Here is a 23,935-nt window from a genome sequence, read left to right on the forward strand (position 1 = left end):
AAGGGGCTGGCCGAGGCGATCGGCACGGCGTACCCGCGCACGGCCGTGCAGACCTGCATCGTGCACCTGATCCGCAACAGCCTGGAATACGCCAGCTACAAGGACCGCAAAAGCGTCGCCGCAGCGCTGCGTCCGGTCTATGCCGCCGCGAACGAACAGGCCGCGCAGCAGGCCCTGGAGGCCTTTGCCGAAGGGCCATGGGGTGCGAAGTATCCGACCATCGTGCAGTCGTGGCGACGGGCGTGGGAGAACGTCACACCGTTCTTCGTGTTTCCGCCCGACATACGCCGTGTCGTCTACACCACGAATGCCATTGAGAGCCTGAACATGCAACTACGCAAGATCATCAAGACCCGCGGTCACTTCCCCAACGACGAGGCCGCCATCAAGCTACTGTGGCTGGCATTGCGCAACGTGCTGGCGAAGTCTGTACGGGCGGCATTCGACTGGTCCTCCGCCATGAACCAGTTCGCTATTCTGTTTGGAGAGCGTTTTACCAACGCACGCGGGTAACTCCGCTAACCGCCTCGCACACAAAAATGCGGACAGGTTCTTGCCGCGGCAAAGAAAGTAGGCAAAGAAAGCCGCTTCACACCGCCAGCTCATAAGCGGGTCCCTCGGCTTGGAGGGGGCGCTGGCCCATCTGGAATCTGTGCCCCCGCATATTCAGCCTCAGTGACAAGGCCGTCATTCTTCCGGCGGCGCTGCGCGCGCCGTCGCGGTAATTCTCCAAACCATCGGTTCGCTCTTGTGCTCAGTACTTCCTGAGTTGCCAGTCCCCATCCGTACCAACTTCTCCAGCCCTCATCGTTTCGGCGTTCATGCCAAAACGACGTCGTCGGCCCACCGCGCACGAAAAACCCAATTGACTTACGCAGTCCCTTCCGGCGAGCGCGCAGCGCGAGGCGGGAGGTATGACTGCTGTGTCACAAGCGTCGAATGTGCGAGGGCACAGATTCCAGATGCGCCACTACTGCGGCTGCGCGGGGGACCCGCTTATGGGCTCGCGGTGTGAAGCGGCTTTCTTTGCCTACTTTCTTTGCCGCGGCAAAGAAAGTAGGTGCCGCCCCGCACAGGGGCAACGCCAATAGACCACCATGAATGCAAGGAAAGGCCAACCCCGCAGAGAACACAGACACAAAAATCCGAGCCGGCGCAGACCCAAAACCCCAAATCCCCGCCAGTAAGTTGCCACTACTTTGCCGTCGCCAACTCCGCCGATCAGCGAGCTTCACTCACAAACAGAAACCACCTGCACGGAACATCGCCAAACCCCAGCGCCGCAGGCAAAAAACGCGCATCGAACCCCTAGTGCACAGCACGAAATAAACCGCTAATCTCGACCCCGCAAGCCCGCCAAGAGCCGCGCGCAGCGCAAAAAAATCCGCGCCACCCGACTGAAAACGGCCCTAAAAAGCCACCCCGCGCAGCGGCAAAAAAGCACCCCTGGAGTACCCTTTGGAAAACGCAGCACTACCATCAGCATCCCCCGAAGACTGGATCGCCCGCAGCCTCCGCGCCGTCTGGCACCCCTGCACGCAGATGAAGCACCACGAACGCCTGCCCCTCGTGCCCCTCGCGCGCGGCCAGGGCGCGTGGCTCTATGACCGCGCCGGCCATCGTTATCTGGATGCCATCAGCTCCTGGTGGGTCAACCTGTTCGGCCACGCCAACCCGCGCATCAACGCGGCACTGAAAGACCAGCTCGACACGCTAGAACACGCCATGCTCGCCGGCTGCACGCACGAACCGGCCATCGAACTCGCCGAGCGGCTCAGCGCGCTGACAAGCAACACGCTGGGCCACGCATTCTTCGCATCAGATGGCGCATCCGCCGTCGAAATCGCCCTGAAGATGAGCTTCCACTCGTGGCGCAATCGCGGTTTCGCGGACAAGCAGGAATTCGTCTGCATAGCCAATAGCTACCACGGCGAAACCATCGGCGCGCTCGGCGTCACCGATGTCGCGCTCTTCAAGGACGCCTACGATCCGCTGATCCGTCACGCGCATGTTGTCGCATCGCCCGACGCCCGCCTCGCGCAGCCAGGTGAAAGCGCCGCCGACGTCGCGCGCCGCGCGCTCGATAACGTTCGCTCGCTGTTCGACGCGCGCGCCACGAAAATCGCCGCGCTAATCGTCGAGCCGCTCGTGCAGTGCGCGGCCGGCATGGCCATGCACGACGCGTCGTATATCGCCGGATTGCGCGCCTTGTGCGACCAATACGGTGTGCATCTGATCGCCGATGAAATCGCCGTCGGCTGCGGACGCACCGGCACCTTCTTCGCCTGCGAACAGGCCGGCATCTGGCCGGACTTTTTATGTCTGTCGAAAGGGATCAGCGGCGGCTATCTGCCGCTTTCCATCGTGCTGTCGCGTGACGAAATCTTCGCGGCTTTCTATCACGACGACACCGCGCGCGGCTTCCTGCACTCGCACTCGTACACCGGCAATCCGCTCGCGTGTCGCGCGGCGCTCGCCACGCTCGATCTGTTCGCGAGCGACAACGTGCTCGCCGCCAACGCGCAAAAATCCGCGAAGCTGAAGGCCGCACTCATGCCGCTCGCCGAGCACAAGCAAGTCCGCAATCTGCGCCAGTGCGGCACGATCTTCGCCTTCGACGCCGTGATCGACGACGCCCAGCAAGCCAAAACATTCTCGCGCCGCTTCTTCGAAAACGCGCTGCAGCGTGAACTGCTGCTGCGGCCGATTTCGACCACGGTGTATCTGATGCCTCCTTATATCCTCGACGACGAAGAACTTACGCTGCTCGCCTTGCGCACGCGCGAAACTTTCGAAGCCACGCTCGCGGAGACCCGCTAATGCACCTGCTCGACAGGCTCACCGAAGGCCTCAAGGAAATCGATGCGCGCGGCTTGTGCCGTCGCCGCCGCACTGCCGAAACGCCATGCGCCGCGCACATGACGGTGGACGGCCGCGAAATCATCGGCTTCGCCAGTAACGACTATCTCGGCCTCGCCGCGCATCCGCAACTCATTGCGGCGATCGCCGAAGGCGCGCAGCGTTATGGCGCGGGCAGCGGTGGCTCTCATCTGCTCGGCGGCCACTCGCGCGCGCACGCGCAGCTCGAAGACGATCTCGCAGAATTCGCGGGCGGCTTCGTCGACAATGCTCGTGCGCTCTACTTCAGCACCGGCTATATGGCGAATCTCGCCACGCTCACCGCGCTCGCGGGCCGCGGCACGACGCTTTTCTCCGATGCGCTCAATCACGCCTCGCTGATCGACGGCGCGCGCCTGTCCCGGGCCGACGTGCAGATCTACCCGCACTGCGATACAGAAGCGCTGAGCGCGATGCTCGAAGCCTCGGAGGCCGACGTCAAGGTGATCGTCTCCGATACCGTCTTCAGCATGGACGGCGATATCGCACCGCTGCCGCGTCTGCTGGAACTCGCGGAGCAACACGGCGCATGGCTGATCGTCGACGACGCGCACGGTTTCGGCGTGCTCGGCCCGCAAGGCCGCGGCGCGATCGCGCAAGCCGCGCTCCGTTCGCCGAACCTCATTTCAATCGGCACGCTCGGCAAAGCGGCCGGCGTCTCCGGCGCGTTCGTCGCCGCCCATGAAACCGTGATCGAATGGCTCGTGCAGCGCGCGCGTCCGTACATCTTCACCACGGCGTCGGTGCCGGCCGCGGCGCACGCGGTGTCGGCGAGCTTGCGCATCATCGGTGGCGAGGAAGGCGACGCGCGCCGCGCGCATCTTCAGCAACTGATCGAACGCACGCGCGCCATGCTGAAGGCGACGCCCTGGCTACCGGTCGACTCGCATACTGCCGTGCAGCCGCTCATCATCGGCGCGAACGACGCCACGCTCGACATCGCGGCCACGCTCGATCGGGCGGGTCTGTGGGTGCCGGCGATCCGTCCGCCCACCGTGCCCGCCGGCACGTCGCGTTTGCGTATTTCGCTGTCGGCCGCGCACTCGCAAGCGGACCTCGACCGGCTCGAAGCCGGCTTGCAGCAACTCGGAGCGAAAGCGGCATGAGTAGCACAGTTCAACACGCACTGTCTTTATTCGTCACCGGCACCGATACGGAAATCGGCAAGACGTTCGTCTCGTCGGCGCTGTTGCGCGGCTTCGTCCGCGAAGGCCTGCAAGCCGCCGCGATGAAGCCGATCGCCGCCGGCGCGTTCGAGCTGAACGGTGTGCTGCATAACGAAGACGCGGATCAACTCGACGCCGCGTCGAACGTGTTGCTGCCGCCCGCGATGCGCACGCCGTATCTGCTGAAGGAACCGGCCGCGCCGCATATCGCGGCCGCACTGGAAAACGTTACGTTCGATCTCGACCACATCGTCGATTGTCACGCGCAGGCGCTGAAGCGCGCGGAGATCGTGGTCGTGGAAGGCGTCGGTGGCTTTCGTGTGCCGTTGACGGCCACTCAGGACACCGCCGATCTCGCCGTCGCATTGAAGCTGCCGGTCGTGCTCGTGGTCGGCATGCGGCTCGGCTGCATCAGCCATGCGCTGCTCACCGCCGAAGCAATCGCCGCGCGCGGGCTCATGCTCGCCGGCTGGGTCGCGAATCGCATCGATCCGGACATGACGTTCCCCGACGAAAACATCGCATCGATCCGCGAGCATCTGGCACGTGAATACGACGCACCGTTGCTCGGCATCGTGCCGAATCTGAACCCAGCGTCGCCCGAACTTGCGGCGGACCAACTCGACATCAAACGGCTTTTGCAGACGCTGCGGCACACGCAAACGCATTCGCAGCGCTAAAAACTCACATATCCATCCATGAGGATTGACGACATGACGCAACTGAACATCGCTCCCACGCCCGCCGACACAGCCGCGGCAAACCACAACGCCAACGCCGCAGCCGGCGCGAAACAGGTGGCGCGCTGGCGCGTCGCCGACATCGTCGCGTTGTACGAACTGCCGTTCAACGACCTGATGTTCAAGGCGCAGCAAACCCATCGCGAGCATTTCGACGCGAACACCGTGCAACTGTCCACGCTGCTGTCGATCAAGACCGGTGGCTGCGAGGAAGATTGCGCGTACTGCCCGCAGTCGGTGCATCACGATACGGGCCTGCAGGCCGACAAGCTGATGCCGGTCGACGAAGTGCTCGCCGCCGCCAAGGTCGCCAAGGAAAACGGCGCGACGCGCTTCTGCATGGGCGCCGCCTGGCGCAATCCGAAAGACCGCCACCTCGAACCGATCAAGGACATGATTCGCGGGGTGAAGGCAATGGGTCTGGAAACCTGCGTCACGCTCGGCATGCTCGAAACGCACCAGGCGCAAGGGCTGCGTGAAGCGGGCCTGGACTACTACAACCACAACCTCGACACGTCGCCGGAATTCTACGGACAGATCATTTCGACGCGCACGTATCAGGACCGCCTCGACACGCTCGAACGCGTGCGTGACGCAGGCATCAACGTGTGCTGCGGCGGGATTGTGGGTCTGGGTGAATCGCGTCGTGAGCGTGCCGGTCTGATCGCGCAACTGGCGAACATGGAGCCGTATCCGGAATCGGTGCCCATCAACAATCTGGTGCAGGTGGAAGGCACACCGCTGACCGGCACTGAAGCGATCGACCCGTTCGAATTCGTCCGTACGATCGCGATTGCGCGCATCACCATGCCGCGCGCGATGGTGCGTCTGTCCGCAGGCCGCGAACAGATGGACGAAGCGTTGCAGGCGCTGTGCTTCCTCGCCGGCGCGAACTCGATTTTCTACGGCGATCAATTGCTGACTACCAGCAACCCGCAAGCAGAGGCCGACCGCAAGCTGCTTGAACGTCTTGGCATTCGCGCCGAGGCCGCGCAGCAAATGCCGCTCGATCAAAGCGGCTGCGAACATGGCTGTGATAAGCACGCTGCGCCGAAGTGAGCGTATGCGCCGCGTGAGATAAAGCACGCGCGATAAAAAAGGCTGCCTCGTTGTTTGAGGCAGCCTTTTTACTTACTGACGAAGCGCGGACTTACTTCTTATCCACGATGATCTGATCAAACGTCCCGCCATCGGAGAAATGGGTTTGCTGCGCTTTCTGCCAGCTACCGAACATCTCTTCCACCGTGAACGTCTTGATCGGTTTGAACTCTGCGACGTGCTTCGCGAGCACGGTCTTGTCACGCGGACGCAGATGATGTTGCGCGATGATGTCCTGCGCGGCCGGCGACCATAGATAGTCGAGATACGCCTGCGCTTCCTTGCGCGTCCCGCGCTTGTCGACCACCTTGTCGACGATCGACACCGGCGGCGCCGCCAGCAAGCTCACCGACGGATACACCGCCTCGAAATTGGCCCCGCCCACGCCCGTGTCCATCAGCGCGACTTCGTTTTCGAACGTCACCAGCACGTCGCCGATGCCGCGTTGCGTAAAGGTGGTCGTTGCGCCGCGGCCGCCCGTGTCGAGCACCGGCACGTTCCTGAAGATCTCTTTTTCGAAGTCGAGCGCCTGCGCGTCGGTGCCGCCGTGTTGCTTGCGATAACCCCATGCGGCCAGATACGTGTAGCGTCCGTTACCCGAAGTCTTCGGATTCGCGATGATCACCTGCACGCCGGGTTTGGCGAGATCGTCCCAGTCCTTGATGTGTTTCGGATTGCCCTTGCGCACGAGGAACACCATCGTCGTGGTGTACGGCGCGCTGTCGTCCGGCAGGCGCGCGCGCCAGTTCGCCGGCACCAGTTGACCTTTCTCGGCGAGCAGGTCGATGTCGTTCGGCTGGTTCATCGTCACCACGTCGGCCTGCAGGCCTTGCAGCACCGACAGCGCCTGCGCGCTCGACGCGCCATGCGACTGGCGGATCGATATGTTCTCGCCACTCTTCTGCTTGTACGCCGCGATGAAGCCGGCGTTGATGTCCTTGTACAACTCGCGCGTCACGTCGTACGAGACGTTGAGCAGCGATGTATCCGCGTGCGCCGTCGACATGCCCGCCAGCGCGAGCGTGATTGCCGTCATGCCGGCTGCCAGCCAGCGCGATGTCTCCGTCTTGCCTGCCATCTTGTCCCCGCCTGTCGATGATGAAAACCAGTGGCCGCACGAACGTGCAGCGTGAAGCGGGATTCTAACGGATCGCTTACTTGGCCAGTGATCCGTTCGCGCGTCACTCGATGCACGAACGCCGCGCCCAATCAGTCACACGAACGCTTGCTGTACAGCCTCGAACGACTCCTCGCGAAAGCGCAGCGGCGCCGCGCAGTGCACGAGCGTATCGACGAAATATTTCGCGCGCGGCCACGGACCGAAGCCGGCTGCCGTGTTGATATGCCCCGCGTCGCCGAGATTGACGAACGCGCTGCCGAAACGCTGCGCGAGATCGCGCGAGCCGGCGAGCGGCATCCACGGATCGGTTTCGCTGCCGATCAGGATCGACGGCACGCCGAGACGCCGCGCGTCGAACGCTCCCGCGAAGGCGAATTTCCGCGGACTCGCGGGCGCGACGAACAGCACGCCGACCACGTCGTTCGCATACGACGCCTGCTGCAATGCATACGCAGTCGCGAGGCAGCCGAAGCTGTGCGCTGCCAGCACGAACGGCCCACGCTCGCGCGCCAGCAGATCGCGCAGCGATTTCGACCACAGCGCGAGGTCCGGCGCGTCCCAGTCGGCTTGCTCGACGCGCAACGAGCGCGCGAACTGCCGCTCCAGCCAGCTTTGCCAGTGCGCGCCCTCGCTGCCGTGCAAGCCGGGAACGGTGACGAGCCGCGGCGGCCATATCGATTTGGTGCATGAAAGCATGTGTGTGCCTCGCTGCGGGAATCCGGGTAGTGATTGTCCCGCCGCTCACCGCAAGGGCGAACCAAGTTTTTGTGCTTTGTTTATCCGACAAATGCGCAGCCGAACGCGCCGCCAACATGGGCCGCGCGGCGCAAAGCCCACCTCCGAACCGCACGGCCGTACGCAAACGCGCGCGAATCGCGTCGAAAAAGTAGAATGAAGCCTATCCATAAAAGGAGGAGGCCTCATGCCGCAAGCGTCGTCCGCAACGCCGCAGCCGTCGCGCCGGTCATGCCGTGGCATCTTCGTCCCCAGACCCGATTTCGAAGGCGCCTTCCGGACCGTATGAAAATCCTCTTCTACATGCCGCATGCCGACGCCGCCGCCTGGCTGCACGATTTCGCTCGCGCCCTGCCGGATGCCGATCTGCGTGAATGGCAGCCGGGCGATACCGCGCCCGCCGACTTCGCGGTCGTGTGGCGTCCGCCGCGCGAGATGCTGGCCGGCCGCGACGATCTGCGCGCGATCTTTAATCTCGGCGCCGGCGTCGACGCCATCCTCGCGCTAGAACACGAGCAGCCCGGCACGTTGCCGCGCAACGCGCAGTTGATCCGTCTCGAAGACACCGGCATGGCGCCGCAAATGGCCGAGTATGTGACGCATGCAGTGCTGCGCTACCTGCGCCGTTTCGACGAGTATCAGACGCTGCAGAACAAGCGCCGTTGGGAAGTGCTCGAGCCGCATCCGCGTGACACCTTCACGGTCGGCGTGCTGGGACTCGGTGTGCTCGGCGCGCATGTCGCACGAACGCTCGCGGCGTTCGGCCTGCCGGTGCGCGGCTACAGCCGCAGCGCGCGGCAGATCGACGGCATCACGACATTCGCCGGCGAAGCGCAATTCGACGCGTTTCTCGACGGCGTGAAAGTGCTGGTCAATCTGCTGCCGCATACTCCGGAGACGGGCGATGTGCTGAACGCGCGCACCTTCGCGAAGCTCGCGCATGGCGCATATCTGATCAATGTGGCGCGCGGCGCGCATCTGGTCGAACAGGATTTGCTCGACGCCATCGCAAGCGGGCAGATCACCGCCGCCACGCTGGACGTGTTCCGCGAGGAACCGCTGCCACCGGATCATCTGTTCTGGCAGGAGCCGCGCATCACGATCACGCCGCACGTGTCCGCGCTGACGCTGCGCGAAGAAAGCGTGGCCCAGGTCGCGCAGAAGATCAACGCGCTCGTGCGCGGCGACACGATCAGCGGCGTGGTGAATATCGAACACGGATACTGAACCCATCGAATCCAGTTGAAGGAGCGCCGCCATGCGCGGCGTCGACATAGGAGACACATCATGGCCCTGCCTCAGCAAGTGAAAATCGTCGAAGTCGGTCCGCGTGACGGACTGCAGAACGAAAAGGAATTCGTCGCCACCGCGACCAAAATCGAGTTGATCAACCGTTTGTCGGCGGCGGGCTTCCGTAACGTCGAGGCCGCTTCTTTCGTGTCGCCGAAATGGGTGCCGCAGATGGCCGACGGCGCCGACGTGATGGCCGGAATCGAACGCCGCCCCGGCACGATCTATTCGGTGCTGACGCCGAACCTGCGCGGCTTCGAAGGCGCACTCGCCGCGCGTGCCGACGAGATCGTGATTTTCGGCGCCGCCAGCGAAGCGTTTTCGCAGAAGAACATCAATTGCAGCATCGCGGAAAGCATCGATCGGTTCGTGCCGGTTGCGCAGGCGGCGAAGGAGCATGGCTTGCGGATTCGCGGGAGTGTCTCGTGCGCGCTGGGCTGTCCGTATCAGGGTGAAGTGCCTGTGGCGTCGGTGGTGGATGTGGTCCAGCGCTTCGCGGCGCTCGGCTGCGACGAGATCGATATCGCCGATACGATCGGCGTCGGCACGCCGAAGCGCACGCGTGAAGTCTTCGAGGCGGTCACGCAGGTGTTTCCGCGCGAGCGTCTATCCGGCCACTTTCACGACACCTATGGTCAGGCACTCGCCAACATTTACGCGGCTCTGCAGGAAGGCATCGAAATTTATCACGCGTCGGTGGCGGGCCTGGGCGGCTGTCCGTATGCGAAGGGCGCGACCGGCAACGTCGCGACCGAAGACGTGCTGTATCTGATGAACGGCCTCGGCATCGAGACCGGCATCGACCTCGCGCAAGTCGTGGCGATCGGCGATTTCATCTCGACGTCGATCGGCCGCCCCAATGTTTCGCGCGCAGGCAAAGCACTGCTCGCCAAAGCGCGCAGCGAAGCGGCCAACTGCGTTTGACGCTTGCGCAATGCGGCCGCTCACCACTCACGCAATCAATCAGGACCTGAAACGATGACGGACCAAGCTTCTCTCGAATCCGACGATCTCACCGCACTGCCCGACTCGGCGCGCCGCGTTGCGCTGCTGCTGCGCGAACGCGGTCACGCGGGCCGGATCGTGATGCTGCCGGAAACCGGCAAAACCTCCGCCGAAGCCGCCGCAGGACTCGGCTGCTCGGTCGCGCAGATCGCAAAGTCGATCCTGTTTCGCCGCCGGGAAGACGACGCGCCGGTCCTGGTGATCGCGAGCGGCGCGAATCGTGTCGACGAAAAGAAAGTGGCCGCGCAGGTCGGCGACATCGGCCGTGCGGACGCGAAGTTTGTCCGCGAAAAAACCGGCTATGCGATCGGCGGCGTCTGCCCGATCGGTCATGCGACCGAGCCGGTCACGCTGATTGACGCCGATCTGCTCGAACTCGACAGTCTGTGGGCCGCCGCGGGTCATCCGCATGCGGTGTTCAATCTGACGGCGCAGGAATTAATCGCACTCACGAACGCGCCGGTGATCGACGTCGCGCTGCGCGAGACGGCGTGACGCGATGACGATGATGACAGCGGGCCTCGATAACGAAGACCACCACGCCGTGCCGTCGCCTTGCATCAACGTGTGCAGGATGGATGCGTCAACGGGCTGGTGCGAAGGATGTCTGCGCACCATCGATGAAATCGCCAACTGGTCGTTATTCGACGATGACGCGAAGCGCGCGGTCTGGGACGCGATCGAGCTTCGCCACGCGCAATTCGTCGCGAGCCAGCCGAAGGAGCGGCGATGAACGCAGCCCCGCGCATCGTCACGGTTGGCGAAACGTTCAGTTCGACGCTGGCCCTGTCGGCGGAGTCGGTGAAATCGTTCGCCGCGCTCGTCAATGATTACAACCCGCTGCATCACGATGAAGCGTATGCCGCGCAAAGCCGCTTCGGCGGCCTGATCGCGTCCGGCACGCAGCCCACCGCGCATTTCATGGCGCTGCTCGCCACGCATTATTCAACCTACGCGCAACCGCTGGGTCTCGAGTTCGATATCAAGCTGAAGAAAGCCGTCCAGGCGAACGACACGCTCACGATCACGTGGCGCGTGAAGCATGCTTACTGGAAGCCAAGTTTGAACGGCGATCTGACGCATCTCGAAGGCTCGGTCGTGAATCAGCGTGGCGAAACCATGCTGCTCGGTTCGTCGACGATTCTCGTGATGCCGAAACCCGAAGCGTCCGCGAACGCAGACGCAAGCGCAAACGTAGCGCCCAACTCGCCATGATCACGCTGCCGGAATCGATTCGGGTTTTCGAACGCGGCTGGCTCTCGTCGAACAACGTGCTGCTGGTGGACGACGCCTGCGCCGCGCTGGTCGATACCGGCTACGCCACGCACGCGCCGCAAACGCTCGCCCTCGTGCGGCAAGCACTCGGCGCGCGGCCGCTCGATCTGATCGTCAACACGCATCTGCATTCGGATCACTGCGGCGGCAATGCTCTGTTGCAAGCGACGTGGCCATGCCGCACCGTCATTCCGGCTTCGGAAGCCGGCGCCGTGCAGGAGTGGGACGAAACGCGCCTGACGTTTCGCGCCACCGGCCAGACCTGCGAGCGCTTCACCCTCACTGGAACGATCGCGCCCGGCGCGCGCTTGCGGCTCGGCGCGCTCGATTGGGATGTGCTCGGCGCGCCCGGCCACGATCCGCATTCGCTGATGCTCTACTGCGCGGACGAACGCATTCTGATCAGCGCGGACGCGCTATGGGAAAACGGCTTCGGCGTGATCTTTCCCGAACTGGAAGGCGAAAGCGGTTTCGCCGAGGAGCAAGCCGTGCTGGAAGCCATTGCGAGGCTCGACGTGCGCCTCGTGATCCCCGGCCATGGCGCACCCTTCACGAATGTCGAACAGGCGCTTGAGCGCGCGTTCTCGCGGGTTGCGTGGCTGCGCGCCGATCCGGCCCGCAACGCAAAGAATGCGCTGAAGGTGCTGATCGTATTCAAGCTGCTCGAAGTCCGTGTAATGGGCTTCGATACCTTGCTGCGCATGCTCGACGACGCCAGCGTGATGCGCGCCGCCGCGTCGATGCTCAAGCCGCGTGACGAATGGCCCGCGTTGCTGAAGGCGATTGTCGAGGAACTGGCGGCGAGGAATGGGCCGCTGGAAGTGGATGGCGCGCGCATCGTCGCGCGCGCGGCCTGACGCGCCGCCGCTGACAGAGGCAAAGCGGGATATCGTCGCTACAAAAAGAAAGCCGCTCGACCCTTGCAGGCGAGCGGCGGAAATTCTGTCGGACGTGATCAGCGTCAAGACGCATGATACGCGTGCCGGTTTTTTGACCGCATCGGTGATTTCCCTACAGAAGTTTGACGCCCGCTTTCAAAGCCGCCTACAACGCGTCACGTTACTACGCGCCGTCGTTGCGTATCTTTCGGATCATTAGTCCACGGTATGAATATATTTGCGCATCCGGTTACTCTGGAATCCGTAGCATTGTGATTCGCCGCAAGGGCGCAACGCCCGTCAGGTCGACGACAGGCGCTTTTGCGGCACGATCCGCCAGCCGAGATTGACCCCGGCTGCCGCCACCAGAATCAGCACCGCTCCCAGCACCTGAATCCACGCGAGCGTTTGCCCGAACGCGACCCGGTCGACGATGATCGCCACCACCGGATAGATGAACGAGAGCGCGCCCGTCATGGAGGTCGGCAGCTTCTGGATCGCACCGTACAGCAGCACGTACATGAGGCCGGTATTGACGACGCCGAGCACGACCAGTTCGAGCCACTGCACGCCCGTTGCGGGCAACGCATCGAAGCGCACGAACGGCGCGAGCATCAGCACGCCGAGCGATACCTGGATCAGCGCGATCAGATGGGGCGGCGTGCCCTTGAGCCGCTTCGTGATGATCGACGACACTGCATACATTGCGGCCGCGCCGACCGCGTATGCGACGCCGACAAGATATTGCCCCGGCACCGCGAGCACCGCCGGTTCGACCTTCACGACAAACACGAGGCCGATGAACGCGACCACCAGCCACGCGACCGTCGACGCACTGACGCGCTCGCGAAACACCAGCGCGCCGAGCGCCACCAGCATGAACGGCTGCGTGTTGTAGACGGCCGTCGCCATCGAGATGGACGCGCGCGAATACGCGGCGAACAGCAATACCCAGTTGATCACGATCGCCGCGCCGCCGAGCAAGGCGAGGCCGAGCATCTTCCACGAGAACAACTTGCGCTGAAATAGCCCGAGTAAGGCGCACACGAGCGCGAGCGTCGCGCCGCCGAAAATGCAGCGGAAGAACACGACATTGAACGGGCTTTGCTGCGACGACACCACCAGCCAGCCGATGGTGCCGGACATCAGCATCGCCATGGTCATTTCCGCGGCCCCGCGGCGGATTTCATTTGACGCCATGATTCGATCCTCGAATTGATTCCTGCATGACGAGCAGTGTAATTAATCCGATCGCCCGAATACATGGCTAAACTTAAGCGATCACGCGATCCGACCTAACAATCGAAGGCCCTCATGACCAAACGCCTTACTCTTCCAACGCCCACCCCGCTCGACGACACCGACCGGGCGCTCCTCGCCGCGCTCGCGGAAGACGCCCGTCAGCCGGTCAGCGAACTGGCGCGTCAGGTCGGGCTGTCGGCGCCGAGCACGGCGGAACGCGTGCGCAGGCTCGAAGCGCAAGGTGTGATCGAGCGCTTCACGGTGCAGATCGATCCGCGCGCGCTCGGCTACACGCTGCAGGCCATCGTGCGCGTGAAGCCGCTGCCCGGTCAGTTGCATCTGGTGGAAGAGGTGATCCGGCGCATTCCGGAGTTCGTCGAATGCGACAAGGTGACGGGTGACGATTGCTTCATCTGCCGCCTGTATCTCCATTCGATCGAGCAGCTCGACGAGATTCTGTCCAAGGTCACCGAGCGCGCCGAGACCAGCACCGCAATCGTCAAGTCGACGCCGGTCGCGCGCCGCCTGCCGCCGCTCGGTTGAGCGACGCGCGGACGCGGCTTCGCGTAGGAGCGAAATGAAACGAACGCGACGTTACTGTGCGACCGGTTCGAAAAAAGAAAGCATTTCGGCGACCAGGTCGTCTGACGCTTCCTCAGGTATGTAGTGGCCGCAAGACAGCGCGCGGCCGCTCACGTCGCGCGCCACATGACGCCATTCCGCCAGCGCGTCGAAGCACTTCTCGATCACGCCTTTGTCGCCCCACAGCACGCGCAGCGGGCAGCCGATCTTGAGACCGCGCTCGATGTCGGCGCGATCGTGTTCCAGATCGATGCTCGCCGATGCGCGGTAGTCCTCGCACATCGCGTGAATCGCATCCGGTTGCGCGAGGGCCGCGCGATAGGCGTCGAGCGCGTCGGGCTCGAACGGCGCAAGACCCGCGTGACGGCTGCCCATCACCGCGTCGACATACGCCGCCGGATTTCCGCCGATCAGCGTTTCAGGCAGCGGCGCCGGCTGGATCAGGAAGAACCAGTGGAAGTAATGCGTCGCAAAGGCACGGTCGGTGGCTTCATACATGGCGAGCGTCGGCGCGATGTCGAGCAGCATCAATCGCTCGACGGCGTCCGCATGATCGAGCGCCATGCGGTGCGCGACACGCGCGCCGCGATCGTGCGCGCATACGAGAAAACGATCGAAACCGAAATGGCGCATCACGGCGACCTGATCGGCCGCCATCACGCGCTTGGAATACGGCGTGTGCGCGGCATCGCTCGGCGGCTTGCCCGATGCGCCGTAACCGCGCAGATCGGTGGCGATCACCGTGAAATGCTCCGCCAGTTGCGCGGCGCACTTCCGCCAGATCAGATGCGACTGCGGATGACCGTGCAGCAGCAGAAGAGGCGGCCCCGCCCCGCCCTTCACTCCAAAAATATCGACGTCGCCCACGGCGACGCGAAAGGGCGTGAAATTCTCGAAAGCCATGGCGTCTCGCTCGTGATTTTGGAGTCTCTGCATTGTAGAAGCTCGATGTGTCCGCGCGAGGTGGGATAGCCCACGCAAGCATAGAACCTGAACACTCCTTCCAACTGTTCTAAACGCCTCAATCGAACGCGCTCGTTGCGCTTCGCCTATAATCGAACGACCGTTCTTAAAATCTTCGGATGGCTGTGGCGTGCAGGAAAGCGCCGCAAGCCATGTGCCGCTAAACTCAGTCATCGCCGGACGCGCAACGACGCACCGGCCCGCTCAAATCAGGAGACACGCACTATGGCATTGCCCGCCGTCCTGCAAAAACTTGCGCTGCCCGTCGTCGCTTCGCCGATGTTCATCGTCAGCTATCCCGAGCTCGTGCTGGCTCAATGTAAGGCCGGGATCGTCGGCTCGTTTCCCGCGCTGAATGCCCGTCCGGCTGAACTGCTCGACGAATGGCTCACGCAGATTCAGGCGCAACTCGCCGAGCACAAGGCCGCCAATCCCGATGCGCTGATCGGGCCGATCGCCGTCAATCAGATCGTCCATCAATCGAATACACGGCTCGAACATGACGTGCGCGTGTGCGTCGAACACAAGGTGCCGATTTTCATCACGAGCCTGCGGGCGCCGGCGCGGGAGATCGTCGATGCGGTGCATAGCTATGGCGGCATCGTGCTGCACGACGTGATCAATCTACGCCATGCGCAGAAAGCGCTGGAAGCGGGCATCGACGGTCTGATCCTCGTCGCGTCCGGCGCGGGTGGCCATGCGGGAACGACCTCGCCGTTCGCGCTGGTCGGCGAAGTGCGGCGCATCTTCGACGGGCCGATCGTGCTGTCGGGCTCGATCGCCAATGGCGGCTCGATTCTCGCCGCGCAGGCCATGGGCGCGGACCTCGCCTACATGGGCACGCGCTTTATCGCGACCACGGAAGCGCACGCAGTCGACAGCTACAAGCAGGCGATCGTCAATTCCACGGCGTCGGACATCATCTACACGAACCTGTTCACGGGCGTGCACGGCAACTACATCCGCGAAAGCATCCTGAACGCGGGCTTGGACCCGGACGCGCTGCCGGAATCGGACAAGAGCGCGATGAACTTCGGCAGCGACAAGGCGAAGGCGTGGAAAGACATCTGGGGTGCGGGTCAGGGCGTCGGGCTAATGGACGACGTGCCGAGCGTGGGCGAGTTGGTGCAGCGTTTGACGAAGGAATATAACGACGCAAAGGCGCGGCTGGGGATTGCGCGCTGAGGTGGTGCGCCCGGGCGTGACTTGGCCGGGGTTGCGCGTTTGCCTAAGCGTCTGATTCGGGGCGCTGGATCCGAGGCGCCTGATCCGGACAGCTTTGCACTGCGGCCCGGCTTCACGCCGAGCCGCAGCGATCGCCGCGCTGCCTGACTCACATATTGCGGCGGTACTGCCCGCCCACTTCAAACAACGCGTGCGTGATCTGCCCGAGCGAGCAGACACGCACGACGTCCATCAGCACCGCGAACACGTTCTCATCGTCGATCACCGCGCGTTTCAGGCGTTCGAGCGCGGCCGGCGCCGCGTCGCGATGCTGCGCCTGGAAAGCGCGCAGACGTCGCAACTGGCTCTGCTTTTCGTCGTCGGTGGAACGGGCTAGTGCGATCGGCGGCGGCGCTTCATGCGGATGCGCGCTCAAAAACGTGTTCACGCCGACGATCGGATACGAGCCGTCATGCTTGCGGTGCTCGTACAGCATCGACTCGTCCTGAATGCGTCCGCGCTGATAGCCGGTTTCCATCGCGCCGAGCACGCCGCCGCGCTCGGTCAGCCGGTCGAACTCGGCGAGCACCGCCTCTTCCACCAGGTCGGTCAGTTCCTCGATCACGAAGCTGCCCTGATTCGGATTCTGATTCTTCGCGAGCCCCCATTCACGATTGATGATCAACTGGATCGCCACCGCGCGGCGCACCGAATCCTCGGTGGGCGTGGTGATCGCTTCGTCGAAGGCATTCGTGTGTAGCGAGTTGCAGTTGTCGTAGATCGCGATCAACGCTTGCAGCGTGGTGCGGATGTCGTTGAAGTCGATCTCCTGCGCATGCAGGCTGCGGCCCGACGTTTGCACGTGATACTTGAGCTTCTGGCTGCGTTCGTTCGCGCCGTAGCGCTCACGCATGGCAACGGCCCAGATGCGGCGCGCGACGCGGCCCAGCACGGTGTACTCCGGGTCCATGCCGTTCGAAAAGAAGAACGACAGATTCGGCGCGAAGTCGTCGATCGACATGCCGCGGGCGAGATAGGCCTCGACATAGGTGAAGCCGTTCGCGAGCGTGTACGCGAGTTGCGAGATCGGGTTCGCGCCGGCTTCGGCGATGTGATAGCCGGAGATCGACACCGAATAGAAATTGCGCACACCGTGCTCGACAAAGTAGGCCTGAATATCGCCCATCACCTTCAGGCTGAATTCGGTCGAGAAGATGCAAGTGTTCTGGCCTTGGTCTTCCTTCAGGATGTCGGCCTGCACGGTGCCGCGCACGTTTTCCAGCGCTGCGCGGCGCGTGGCGGCAAGTTCCTGGTCAGTGAGTGCGCGGCCTTGTTGCTGCGTCATGCGCGCGACTTGCTGATCGATCGCCACGTTGAAAAACATCGCGAGGATGGTCGGCGCGGGGCCGTTGATCGTCATCGAGACCGAGGTTTCCGGCGCGCAGAGATCGAAGCCGTCGTAGAGCGTTTTCATGTCGTCGAGCGTCGCTACCGAGACGCCCGAATTGCCCACCTTGCCGTAGATGTCGGGCCGCTCGTCGGGTTCTTCGCCGTAGAGCGTGACCGAATCGAAGGCAGTCGAAAGTCGTTTGGCCGGCATGCCCTGGGAGAGCAGCTTGAAGCGGCGATTGGTGCGTTGCGGATCGCCTTCGCCGGCGAACATCCGCGTCGGGTCTTCGTTTTCGCGGCGGAATGGGAACACGCCCGCAGTGAACGGAAAATAGCCGGGCAGATTGTCGAGCATCAGCCAGCGCAGAATTTCGCCGTGGTCGACGAACTTCGGCAGGGAGACTTTGCGCACTTCAGACCCGGAGAGCGTCGTAACGGTGAGCGCGGTGCGGATCTCGCGGTCGCGGATGCGGACGACGTGTTCGGCACCTGAATAAGCGGCGACGGTTTGCGGCCAGCCGTCGAGCAGCGAGCGTTCGCGTTCGCCGAGGGAGGCGGTGCGTTGGGCGATGAGGGCGTCGAGTTGCTGGAGCGGCGAAGGCGCGCCGGCGTCTGCGACGCTCGCTATGGAGTGTTCGGTTGAGTCGGCGCCTAGGTTGGCGTTCGGGTTGCCGTTCGGGTTGGCGCTCGGGTTGGCGCTCGGGTCGGCGTTCGGGTCGGCGTTCGGGTCCGCGCTCGGGTCCGCGCTCGGGTCCGCGTTCGGGTTGGCGCTCACGCTCGCCCGCGACTGCGCCACAGCCCCAGCGGCCCTCACTGCCTCCGCGAGCATCCTGCGCGCCTCCGCAAGTTGCCAGCGTTCGCGCGCCACCCGCGCTTGCGCGTCGGCTCGCTCGCGATAAGCGTGGACCGTCTGCGCGATATCCGCCAAATAGCGCACCCGGGCCGGCGGCACAATTGCGTTGCGGCCGCTCGAAAAGCGCAAGCCTTCCGGCGCGGCCAGACGGCCGCCGCCTGCGCGCAAGCCATGTTTGCGCAGCGCCTCGGCGACGTGCACATAGAGCGCGGTCACGCCGTCGTCGTTAAAGCGCGAGGCGATCGTGCCGAACACCGGCATCGCTTCCGGCGGCTTCGCGAAGTCGCCGCGATTGCGCTGCACCTGTTTGGCGACATCGCGCAACGCGTCCGGCGCGCCCTTCCGATCGAACTTGTTGATCGCGACGAAGCCGGCGAAGTCGAGCATGTCGATCTTCTCCAACTGGCTGGCCGCGCCGAACTCCGGCGTCATGACATACAGCGATTCGTCGACGAACGGCACGATCGCGGCGTTGCCCTGCCCGATGCCGGATGTTTCGACGACGATCAGATCGAAGCCCGCCGCTTTGCATATCATCAGCACGTCGGGCAACGAGTCGGAGACTTCGCTCGACGCTTCGCGCGTCGCCATCGAACGCATGTAGACGCGCGCGCCGCCGCCCCAGTCGCCGATCGCGTTCATGCGGATGCGGTCACCCAGCAACGCGCCGCCGGACTTGCGGCGCGACGGATCGATGGCGAGCACGGCGATGGTGAGGGCGTCGCCGTAGTCGAGGCGAAAGCGCCGGATCAGTTCGTCGGTGAGCGAGGATTTGCCGGCGCCGCCGGTGCCGGTGATGCCGAGCACGGGGGTGACGGTTGCCTTGACCTTGGCTTGAGCGGACAGTTTTTCGCGCGCGGCTGCGTCGACGCCGCCCGCTTCGAACTCGCTGATGATTCGCGCGAGGCGCCGGAAGGTGAGGGATGTGGGGTCGGCGGTGTCGGCCGTGTCGGCCATATGATCCGCGTTCGCCGCGTTGCCCACCTGACTCGGCTGACTGAACAGATTCCGCGCGGCATTCACGTCCTCGTCGCCGCCAGCATCGCTGCGCGAATCAAATCGCGGCAACCCATGCTTCGAAAGCTCGTTCACCCACTCGCCAACCGGATTCTGCCCGGCCGCCACAGCCGCACGCGCGCCTTCGGCGCAGCGCGCGATCATATCGTCGATCATGCCTTGCAGCCCGAGCCGCTGCCCATCCTGCGGCGAATAAATCTTCTCGACGCCGTAACGCTCGAGCTCCGCGATTTCCTCAGGGACGATCACCCCGCCGCCGCCGCCGAACACCTTGATGCGCTCGCCGCCGCGCGCTCGCAGCAGATCGACCAGATAGCGGAAGTATTCGTTGTGGCCACCCTGGTAGCTGGACACGGCAACGCCGTCGGCGTCCTCTTGCAACGCGGCAGCGGCGACTTCATCGACGGAGCGGTTGTGGCCGAGGTGAATCACCTCTATTCCGCTCGCCTGCAGAATGCGCCGCATGATGTTGATCGACGCATCGTGGCCATCGAACAAGGCAGCCGCCGTGACAAAGCGCAAGCGCCGGCCCGCGGGCAGCTTGTGGCTGCCGGCGCGCTGCGGCGTGGACAGATCGGTCATGTCTCCCCCAGATCGTTACGCGTATGGGTGCTGGCAACCAGTATAGCGAAACGGGTCACGCTGCCTCGGTGGCCAAAGCCGCCTAGCGCACCGCCAAAGCTTTGATCTGTTCGAGCGACGGCCACAACGATTCGTTCGCGAACCGTTCGGCGAGAAAGTCGACAAACGAGCGCACCTTGGCCGACAGATGCCGGCGGCTCGCGTAGACCACGTGAATCGGCAGCTCGCGCGGCGGCACGTCGTCCACCAGCAACGGGACGAGGCGCCCCGCGGCCAGATCGTCGCCGATCACTTCGGTGCCGAGCATCGCGATGCCCGCGCCTTGCAGCACGATCACGCGCTGCGCTTCCAGATGATTGACGATCAGATTGCCCGTCAGACGCACGCGCGGCGAGGCGTCGCCGGTGGCAGGCGCGATTTCGAGCGCCGAGACGCCCGCGTATTGCAGATAGTTGTGGCGCGCCAGATCGGCGACCGTCTTCGGCGTGCCGTGGCGCTTCAAATACGCCGGCGACGCGCACAGCACGAGGTGCGCGGTCGCGATCTGCCGCGCGATCAATGAAGAAGACTTCAGCCCGCTCGGCGACGCGCGGATCGCGACATCGAAACCCTCGTCGATCAATTCGACCACGCGGTCCGACAAGGTCATATCGACAGTGACCTGCGGATACTGCGCGGCGTAGTCGGCCACTGCGGCCATCACGTGGCTCAAACCGAATGCCGACAGCGACGACACCCGCAAGCGCCCCTGCGGCACGACGCTCGCCGCGCCAACCACCTGCTCGGCCTCCTCGAGTTCGGTGAGCACCTGGCTCAGCCGCTCGTAGTACTCGCGGCCCGCCTCGGTCGGCGCGACCCGCCGCGTAGTGCGGTTGAGCAGCCGCGCGCCGAGTTGCTGTTCGAGGTGCATCACATGCTTGCTCGCCATGGCCGCCGACATCTCCATGCGTTCAGCCGCGCCCACAAAACTGCCGACTTCGACCACCTGGCGGAACACTTTCATGCTGACGAGGGTATCCATCTCAATCACTCGCTTTGGGAATCAATCGGCATCATTTTGCCGGGTTTATCAAAGACTGGTCGGCAAAACCGTTTCCCGAGCGAAAGAACAGCGGCGCGTAGACACAAAAAAACCCGCCTTCCGAAGGAGACGGGTTTGGAGATCAAACTGATGCGTCCGTCGCGCGAAGCCCGCAAGCAGACGTCGCGCAGTGCCGCCGGGACGCTTAGAACTTCGCGCGCAGGCCGACGCCGTAGGTGTTGCCGCTCGACACGCTGGAAATGTGGTCGTACATGTAGGCGGCGTAGACGTCCGTACGCTTGGACAGCGGATAGTCGTAGCCGAGCGCTGCCGTCTGACGGGTCTGATCGAAGCCGCCGCCGTCGCGCGAGTAGGCGTACGACGCCATTACCGACCCCGGCCCGAACGGCACCGTCGCGCCGCCTTGCGCCGTGTTCACGTGCCAGCTCGTGACCTGCTGGTCGTTGTACGTGTACATGTACTGGCCGAAGAACTTCACGAACTTCAGGTCATACGACAGGCCGACTTGCGCAACGCTCTGGCTTTTCAGGCCGGGCACGCCCGAGGTGCCGAAGCTGCCGAGGTCGCTCGGCACGTTGTTGAAGTTCACGTACTGGTACACCGCCGTGGCCGCGAACGGGCCGTGGAAGTACAGAACCTGCCCGCTCCATTTCTTCGCGCCGTTCTCGGTCGTGTTGCCGAGCGCGTACATGGCCGTCGCGCTCAAACCGCTGAAGTTCGGCGACGAGTACGACACCGCGTTGCTCCAGCCCGAGTCGCCGGTCACGCCCTGATCCGTCGAGTAGGTCGGGAACGTGCCGAGGCCCAGGTACGTGTGCCAGACCATCGGCGAGAACTGGTACGAATCCACGAACGGGTTGAACAGAATCGTCGACACGAACAACGGCGTCGTCAGACGGCCGGCCGTGACCGTACCGTAGGGCGACTCGATGCCGACGTACGCGTTACGCGAGAACATCGTATCGCCGGTGAAGCGGCCGTACTGGCCGTTTTGCGCCAGGAAGAAACCTTCCAACGCGAAGATCGCCTTGTAGCCGTTGCCCAGATCCTCCGCCCCCTTCAAGCCCCAATACGAAGTCGACATGCCGCCGCCCGCGACCTGCACCGCGGTCTTGCCGCCCGGGAATTTCTGCGCGCCGACCCATTCGTCGACCTGACCGTAAAGCTGCACGCTCGATTGCGCAAAAGCAGACGATGCACTGGCCAGCAGAGCGGCACACGCGGTTGCCTTGAGGGTGGTCTTCAGCGCACTGCTGATGCTTGTTTTCATGGGTTCTCCTGTCTTTGTCAAAAAGGGTGTGGCTGTGCGAAAGGGGGAGCTCGCGCGAATCATTGTTGTTGTCCGTTCGATCATCGAGCCAATCTGGGCGGGACCATCTTTGCGGACCATTTTTATGAACAAAAATATCGTTGGTTATTGCCGGTATATCGGTCTGATTAGTTTTGTCGCTTATCGGCCTGATAAAGCCCTGGCCGATAGCGCGCCCGGGGTGCCGCCCCAAGTTTTGGCGCACCGCGCAAACCGTTGCTCACCTTGCAGCGAACGGATTGATAACGCCTCAGATGACATGCGGATGACGCACCGCCGCAGAAACGACCAAATTTGACGATGGGAGAGGGTGTGCTGCCGAGTATTTTCAAAAAAGTGTGGCGTCGAAACGTCACATCGACGGCGCGCGTCAGGAGTGAAGGCAATGCGGAAGGCTGCTAACAACCAGATTGACAGGCAGGCGAAGCGGTGCGGTGCGACGAAGTGATATGAATTTGGGAGGACGAAATGGGCAGAGACGCCTCGTTCGCGGTTCGCAATGAGGCATAAGTGGGGCGTGCGGAATCAGCTACCCGACGGGAGCATTCGGACAATATTCAAGCGGCAGGAAGATAGAAAGAGATGTGTGCGCGCGCAGCCGGAACGGCAAACACTGGTTGCTCACGCAACAAACCCGATGCACAGCGCACGCAGCGCGTACGCCTAGTTCCGGTAAGGCGAGCCTTCCGATTGGCGCGGGTCGTCGGACTGGCGCTGCATAGCGCGCTGCGAACCGCGTTCTTCGTTGTAGCGGGCGATGTCGGCGCGAATCGAACCGGAGCGAACCGGCGCATTGGCCGGCGGCCGCGGCACCGCGCGCGACTCGGCACTGACTGGCGTGATGGCGCCGGCGTACTGCATGCTGCCGCGGCTGTCGCCGGCATATCCGGCCGGGCCGGCGACCCGGTGCACGCCAGGCTTGTAGACGTCGAAGCCGTCGGCGTAAGTTCCGCCCGCGAAGTTCGCTCCGCCACGCGGCAGACGCGCGTTGCGGTCGGCGTCCCTAGTGCGCGCCGGTGCTGCGGTGGCAGCGCCGTAGTAGCGGCCCCCGTTGCGCATCTCGCCACCCACGGCGCGATTCGCTTCGGCATGCGAATGGCCGCCGCCACCGCCGCCGTGCGGCACGCCCGACGCTTTCGCATAGGCGAACGAGCACAGCGCGGTGATAACCGCGCCCAACACCCAGTGCCTCGTTCTCGACAACCCGTCCACCCAGTGACTCTCATGCCCGAAGACTTGCCTGAAACCCATCGTTCGAGCTGCGATGGACTTGTTTTGGGATTGGCACGGGCGCTGCGACAAGTTCGCGGCGCGGGTACAGCCCGACGGCCTTTGAACCGTAATTTATGGGCACCGGCAAAGGGTGTCGAGCCAAAAAGTGTTAGGCCTCGGACGCGGATGTAACACCTTGTTACTGCGACCTTTTTCCGCCACGGAGGCCCCGCGTGAAAACCGTCAAACCGCTTGAGTCCAATGACTTGACGCGGCCCGCTCACGCGCTTTTGCGTATGACGAATCGTGTGGGATTTTCACCTCGATTGCCAAAAGCGCATAGACCAAACAGATCATGTCGCCAATACTGAAAAC

General features: G+C 63.6%; 23 protein-coding genes. 15 read left to right on the forward strand and 8 right to left on the reverse strand.

Annotated features, from left to right (window positions below; genetic code table 11):
- From B0G73_RS24565 to bioB, 5 genes are all read left to right on the forward strand, one after another.
- A partial coding sequence (locus B0G73_RS24565; RefSeq protein WP_181196636.1) for a transposase occupies positions 1-513 on the forward strand: 513 nt, incomplete at its 5' end.
- Between the two features lie 1,029 nt (positions 514-1,542).
- A complete protein-coding gene (gene bioA, locus B0G73_RS24575) occupies positions 1,543-2,820 on the forward strand; it encodes an adenosylmethionine--8-amino-7-oxononanoate transaminase (protein WP_374957032.1) in 1,278 nt (425 codons plus the stop codon).
- On the forward strand, positions 2,820-4,004 hold the full coding sequence (gene bioF / locus B0G73_RS24580) for an 8-amino-7-oxononanoate synthase (protein ID WP_106283844.1): 1,185 nt from the start codon (positions 2,820-2,822) through the stop codon (positions 4,002-4,004). The genes bioA and bioF overlap by 1 nt, the downstream gene beginning before the upstream one ends.
- Positions 4,001-4,744, forward strand: coding sequence for a dethiobiotin synthase (gene bioD / locus B0G73_RS24585; RefSeq protein WP_106283845.1), 744 nt, complete (start codon positions 4,001-4,003; stop codon positions 4,742-4,744). Before bioF ends, bioD begins: the two co-directional genes overlap by 4 nt.
- 33 nt (positions 4,745-4,777) lie before the next feature.
- Complete coding sequence (gene bioB, locus B0G73_RS24590) at positions 4,778-5,863, forward strand: biotin synthase BioB (RefSeq protein WP_106283846.1); 1,086 nt, start codon at positions 4,778-4,780, stop codon at positions 5,861-5,863.
- A 91-nt stretch (positions 5,864-5,954) separates the two neighbouring features.
- On the opposite strand, the gene B0G73_RS24595 is transcribed toward bioB, so the two are convergent.
- Both B0G73_RS24595 and B0G73_RS24600 read right to left on the reverse strand, forming a co-directional pair.
- The gene (locus B0G73_RS24595) at positions 5,955-6,980 is read right to left on the reverse strand and encodes a sulfate ABC transporter substrate-binding protein (RefSeq protein ID WP_106283847.1); all 1,026 of its coding nucleotides are present in this window, start codon (positions 6,978-6,980) and stop codon (positions 5,955-5,957) included.
- Positions 6,981-7,115: 135 nt separating this feature from the next.
- Positions 7,116-7,718: an alpha/beta hydrolase gene (locus B0G73_RS24600; RefSeq protein ID WP_106283848.1), complete on the reverse strand. Its 603-nt coding sequence runs from the start codon at positions 7,716-7,718 to the stop codon at positions 7,116-7,118.
- Positions 7,719-8,042: 324 nt separating this feature from the next.
- Between B0G73_RS24600 and B0G73_RS24605 the strand changes: the two genes are divergently transcribed.
- From B0G73_RS24605 to B0G73_RS24635, 7 genes are read left to right on the forward strand one after another with little or no spacing between them, the layout of a single operon-like run.
- Positions 8,043-8,984, forward strand: coding sequence for a glyoxylate/hydroxypyruvate reductase A (locus B0G73_RS24605; protein ID WP_106283849.1), 942 nt, complete (start codon positions 8,043-8,045; stop codon positions 8,982-8,984).
- 60 nt (positions 8,985-9,044) lie between these two features.
- Complete coding sequence (locus B0G73_RS24610) at positions 9,045-9,971, forward strand: hydroxymethylglutaryl-CoA lyase (protein WP_106283850.1); 927 nt, start codon at positions 9,045-9,047, stop codon at positions 9,969-9,971.
- A 54-nt stretch (positions 9,972-10,025) separates the two neighbouring features.
- The gene (locus B0G73_RS24615; protein WP_106283851.1) at positions 10,026-10,547 is read left to right on the forward strand and encodes a YbaK/EbsC family protein; all 522 of its coding nucleotides are present in this window, start codon (positions 10,026-10,028) and stop codon (positions 10,545-10,547) included.
- 13 nt (positions 10,548-10,560) lie between these two features.
- Positions 10,561-10,785, forward strand: coding sequence for a DUF1289 domain-containing protein (locus B0G73_RS24620; protein ID WP_106283990.1), 225 nt, complete (start codon positions 10,561-10,563; stop codon positions 10,783-10,785).
- The gene (locus B0G73_RS24625; RefSeq protein ID WP_106283852.1) at positions 10,782-11,267 is read left to right on the forward strand and encodes a MaoC family dehydratase; all 486 of its coding nucleotides are present in this window, start codon (positions 10,782-10,784) and stop codon (positions 11,265-11,267) included. Before B0G73_RS24620 ends, B0G73_RS24625 begins: the two co-directional genes overlap by 4 nt.
- The gene (locus tag B0G73_RS24630; RefSeq protein ID WP_106283853.1) at positions 11,264-12,184 is read left to right on the forward strand and encodes an MBL fold metallo-hydrolase; all 921 of its coding nucleotides are present in this window, start codon (positions 11,264-11,266) and stop codon (positions 12,182-12,184) included. The genes B0G73_RS24625 and B0G73_RS24630 overlap by 4 nt, the downstream gene beginning before the upstream one ends.
- Positions 12,135-12,425, forward strand: a complete 291-nt coding sequence (locus B0G73_RS24635; RefSeq protein ID WP_146144232.1) for a hypothetical protein — start codon at positions 12,135-12,137, stop codon at positions 12,423-12,425. Before B0G73_RS24630 ends, B0G73_RS24635 begins: the two co-directional genes overlap by 50 nt.
- Positions 12,426-12,505: 80 nt before the next feature.
- Here B0G73_RS24635 and B0G73_RS24640 read toward each other — a convergent pair whose 3' ends face one another.
- Positions 12,506-13,405 (reverse strand): DMT family transporter, encoded by a 900-nt coding sequence (locus B0G73_RS24640; protein ID WP_106283855.1) that lies wholly within the window; start codon positions 13,403-13,405, stop codon positions 12,506-12,508.
- A gap of 114 nt (positions 13,406-13,519) precedes the next feature.
- Between B0G73_RS24640 and B0G73_RS24645 the strand changes: the two genes are divergently transcribed.
- The gene (locus B0G73_RS24645; RefSeq protein ID WP_106283856.1) at positions 13,520-13,990 is read left to right on the forward strand and encodes an Lrp/AsnC family transcriptional regulator; all 471 of its coding nucleotides are present in this window, start codon (positions 13,520-13,522) and stop codon (positions 13,988-13,990) included.
- Positions 13,991-14,041: 51 nt separating this feature from the next.
- Here B0G73_RS24645 and B0G73_RS24650 read toward each other — a convergent pair whose 3' ends face one another.
- Positions 14,042-14,932 (reverse strand): alpha/beta fold hydrolase, encoded by an 891-nt coding sequence (locus B0G73_RS24650; protein ID WP_106283857.1) that lies wholly within the window; start codon positions 14,930-14,932, stop codon positions 14,042-14,044.
- 285 nt (positions 14,933-15,217) lie between these two features.
- On the opposite strand from B0G73_RS24650, the gene B0G73_RS24655 reads away from it, so the two are divergent.
- A complete protein-coding gene (locus B0G73_RS24655) occupies positions 15,218-16,177 on the forward strand; it encodes a nitronate monooxygenase family protein (protein ID WP_106283858.1) in 960 nt (319 codons plus the stop codon).
- Between the two features lie 148 nt (positions 16,178-16,325).
- Here B0G73_RS24655 and B0G73_RS24660 read toward each other — a convergent pair whose 3' ends face one another.
- The 3 genes from B0G73_RS24660 to B0G73_RS24670 all read right to left on the reverse strand — a co-directional run bounded on the left by B0G73_RS24660 (position 16,326) and on the right by B0G73_RS24670 (position 22,309).
- A complete protein-coding gene (locus B0G73_RS24660) occupies positions 16,326-19,997 on the reverse strand; it encodes a methylmalonyl-CoA mutase family protein (protein WP_106283859.1) in 3,672 nt (1,223 codons plus the stop codon).
- An 82-nt stretch (positions 19,998-20,079) separates the two neighbouring features.
- Positions 20,080-21,018 (reverse strand): LysR family transcriptional regulator, encoded by a 939-nt coding sequence (locus tag B0G73_RS24665; RefSeq protein WP_106283860.1) that lies wholly within the window; start codon positions 21,016-21,018, stop codon positions 20,080-20,082.
- A 205-nt stretch (positions 21,019-21,223) separates the two neighbouring features.
- Positions 21,224-22,309 carry a porin gene (locus B0G73_RS24670; protein ID WP_106283861.1) on the reverse strand — a complete coding sequence of 362 codons (1,086 nt, stop codon included), beginning with the start codon at positions 22,307-22,309 and terminating at the stop codon, positions 21,224-21,226.
- Here B0G73_RS24670 and B0G73_RS40130 point away from each other — a divergent pair.
- Positions 22,308-22,646 carry a hypothetical protein gene (locus B0G73_RS40130; RefSeq protein WP_146144233.1) on the forward strand — a complete coding sequence of 113 codons (339 nt, stop codon included), beginning with the start codon at positions 22,308-22,310 and terminating at the stop codon, positions 22,644-22,646. The genes B0G73_RS24670 and B0G73_RS40130 overlap by 2 nt on opposite strands.
- Before the next feature lie 365 nt (positions 22,647-23,011).
- Here the strand turns inward: B0G73_RS40130 and B0G73_RS24675 are convergent, their stop codons facing one another.
- Positions 23,012-23,530, reverse strand: a complete 519-nt coding sequence (locus B0G73_RS24675; RefSeq protein WP_258193424.1) for a hypothetical protein — start codon at positions 23,528-23,530, stop codon at positions 23,012-23,014.
- Positions 23,531-23,935: the final 405 nt, after the last annotated feature.

Origin of the sequence: Paraburkholderia sp. BL25I1N1 (assembly GCF_003002025.1) — a bacterium.
Taxonomy (GTDB): domain Bacteria; phylum Pseudomonadota; class Gammaproteobacteria; order Burkholderiales; family Burkholderiaceae; genus Paraburkholderia.

Coding starts and splice junctions, on each gene's coding strand:
- B0G73_RS24660 (WP_106283859.1), bottom strand. CDS start 19,997: ATGACCGATCTGTCCACGCCGCAGCGCGCCGGCAGCCACAAGCTGCCC.
- bioD (WP_106283845.1), top strand. CDS start 4,001: ATGAGTAGCACAGTTCAACACGCACTGTCTTTATTCGTCACCGGCACC.
- bioA (WP_374957032.1), top strand. CDS start 1,543: ATGAAGCACCACGAACGCCTGCCCCTCGTGCCCCTCGCGCGCGGCCAG.
- B0G73_RS24665 (WP_106283860.1), bottom strand. CDS start 21,018: ATGGATACCCTCGTCAGCATGAAAGTGTTCCGCCAGGTGGTCGAAGTC.
- B0G73_RS24610 (WP_106283850.1), top strand. CDS start 9,045: ATGGCCCTGCCTCAGCAAGTGAAAATCGTCGAAGTCGGTCCGCGTGAC.
- B0G73_RS24640 (WP_106283855.1), bottom strand. CDS start 13,405: ATGGCGTCAAATGAAATCCGCCGCGGGGCCGCGGAAATGACCATGGCG.
- bioF (WP_106283844.1), top strand. CDS start 2,820: ATGCACCTGCTCGACAGGCTCACCGAAGGCCTCAAGGAAATCGATGCG.
- bioB (WP_106283846.1), top strand. CDS start 4,778: ATGACGCAACTGAACATCGCTCCCACGCCCGCCGACACAGCCGCGGCA.
- B0G73_RS24600 (WP_106283848.1), bottom strand. CDS start 7,718: ATGCTTTCATGCACCAAATCGATATGGCCGCCGCGGCTCGTCACCGTT.
- B0G73_RS24655 (WP_106283858.1), top strand. CDS start 15,218: ATGGCATTGCCCGCCGTCCTGCAAAAACTTGCGCTGCCCGTCGTCGCT.
- B0G73_RS24625 (WP_106283852.1), top strand. CDS start 10,782: ATGAACGCAGCCCCGCGCATCGTCACGGTTGGCGAAACGTTCAGTTCG.
- B0G73_RS24635 (WP_146144232.1), top strand. CDS start 12,135: ATGGGCCGCTGGAAGTGGATGGCGCGCGCATCGTCGCGCGCGCGGCCT.
- B0G73_RS24605 (WP_106283849.1), top strand. CDS start 8,043: ATGAAAATCCTCTTCTACATGCCGCATGCCGACGCCGCCGCCTGGCTG.
- B0G73_RS24595 (WP_106283847.1), bottom strand. CDS start 6,980: ATGGCAGGCAAGACGGAGACATCGCGCTGGCTGGCAGCCGGCATGACG.
- B0G73_RS40130 (WP_146144233.1), top strand. CDS start 22,308: ATGGGTTCTCCTGTCTTTGTCAAAAAGGGTGTGGCTGTGCGAAAGGGG.
- B0G73_RS24645 (WP_106283856.1), top strand. CDS start 13,520: ATGACCAAACGCCTTACTCTTCCAACGCCCACCCCGCTCGACGACACC.
- B0G73_RS24615 (WP_106283851.1), top strand. CDS start 10,026: ATGACGGACCAAGCTTCTCTCGAATCCGACGATCTCACCGCACTGCCC.
- B0G73_RS24630 (WP_106283853.1), top strand. CDS start 11,264: ATGATCACGCTGCCGGAATCGATTCGGGTTTTCGAACGCGGCTGGCTC.
- B0G73_RS24620 (WP_106283990.1), top strand. CDS start 10,561: ATGACAGCGGGCCTCGATAACGAAGACCACCACGCCGTGCCGTCGCCT.
- B0G73_RS24650 (WP_106283857.1), bottom strand. CDS start 14,932: ATGGCTTTCGAGAATTTCACGCCCTTTCGCGTCGCCGTGGGCGACGTC.
- B0G73_RS24670 (WP_106283861.1), bottom strand. CDS start 22,309: ATGAAAACAAGCATCAGCAGTGCGCTGAAGACCACCCTCAAGGCAACC.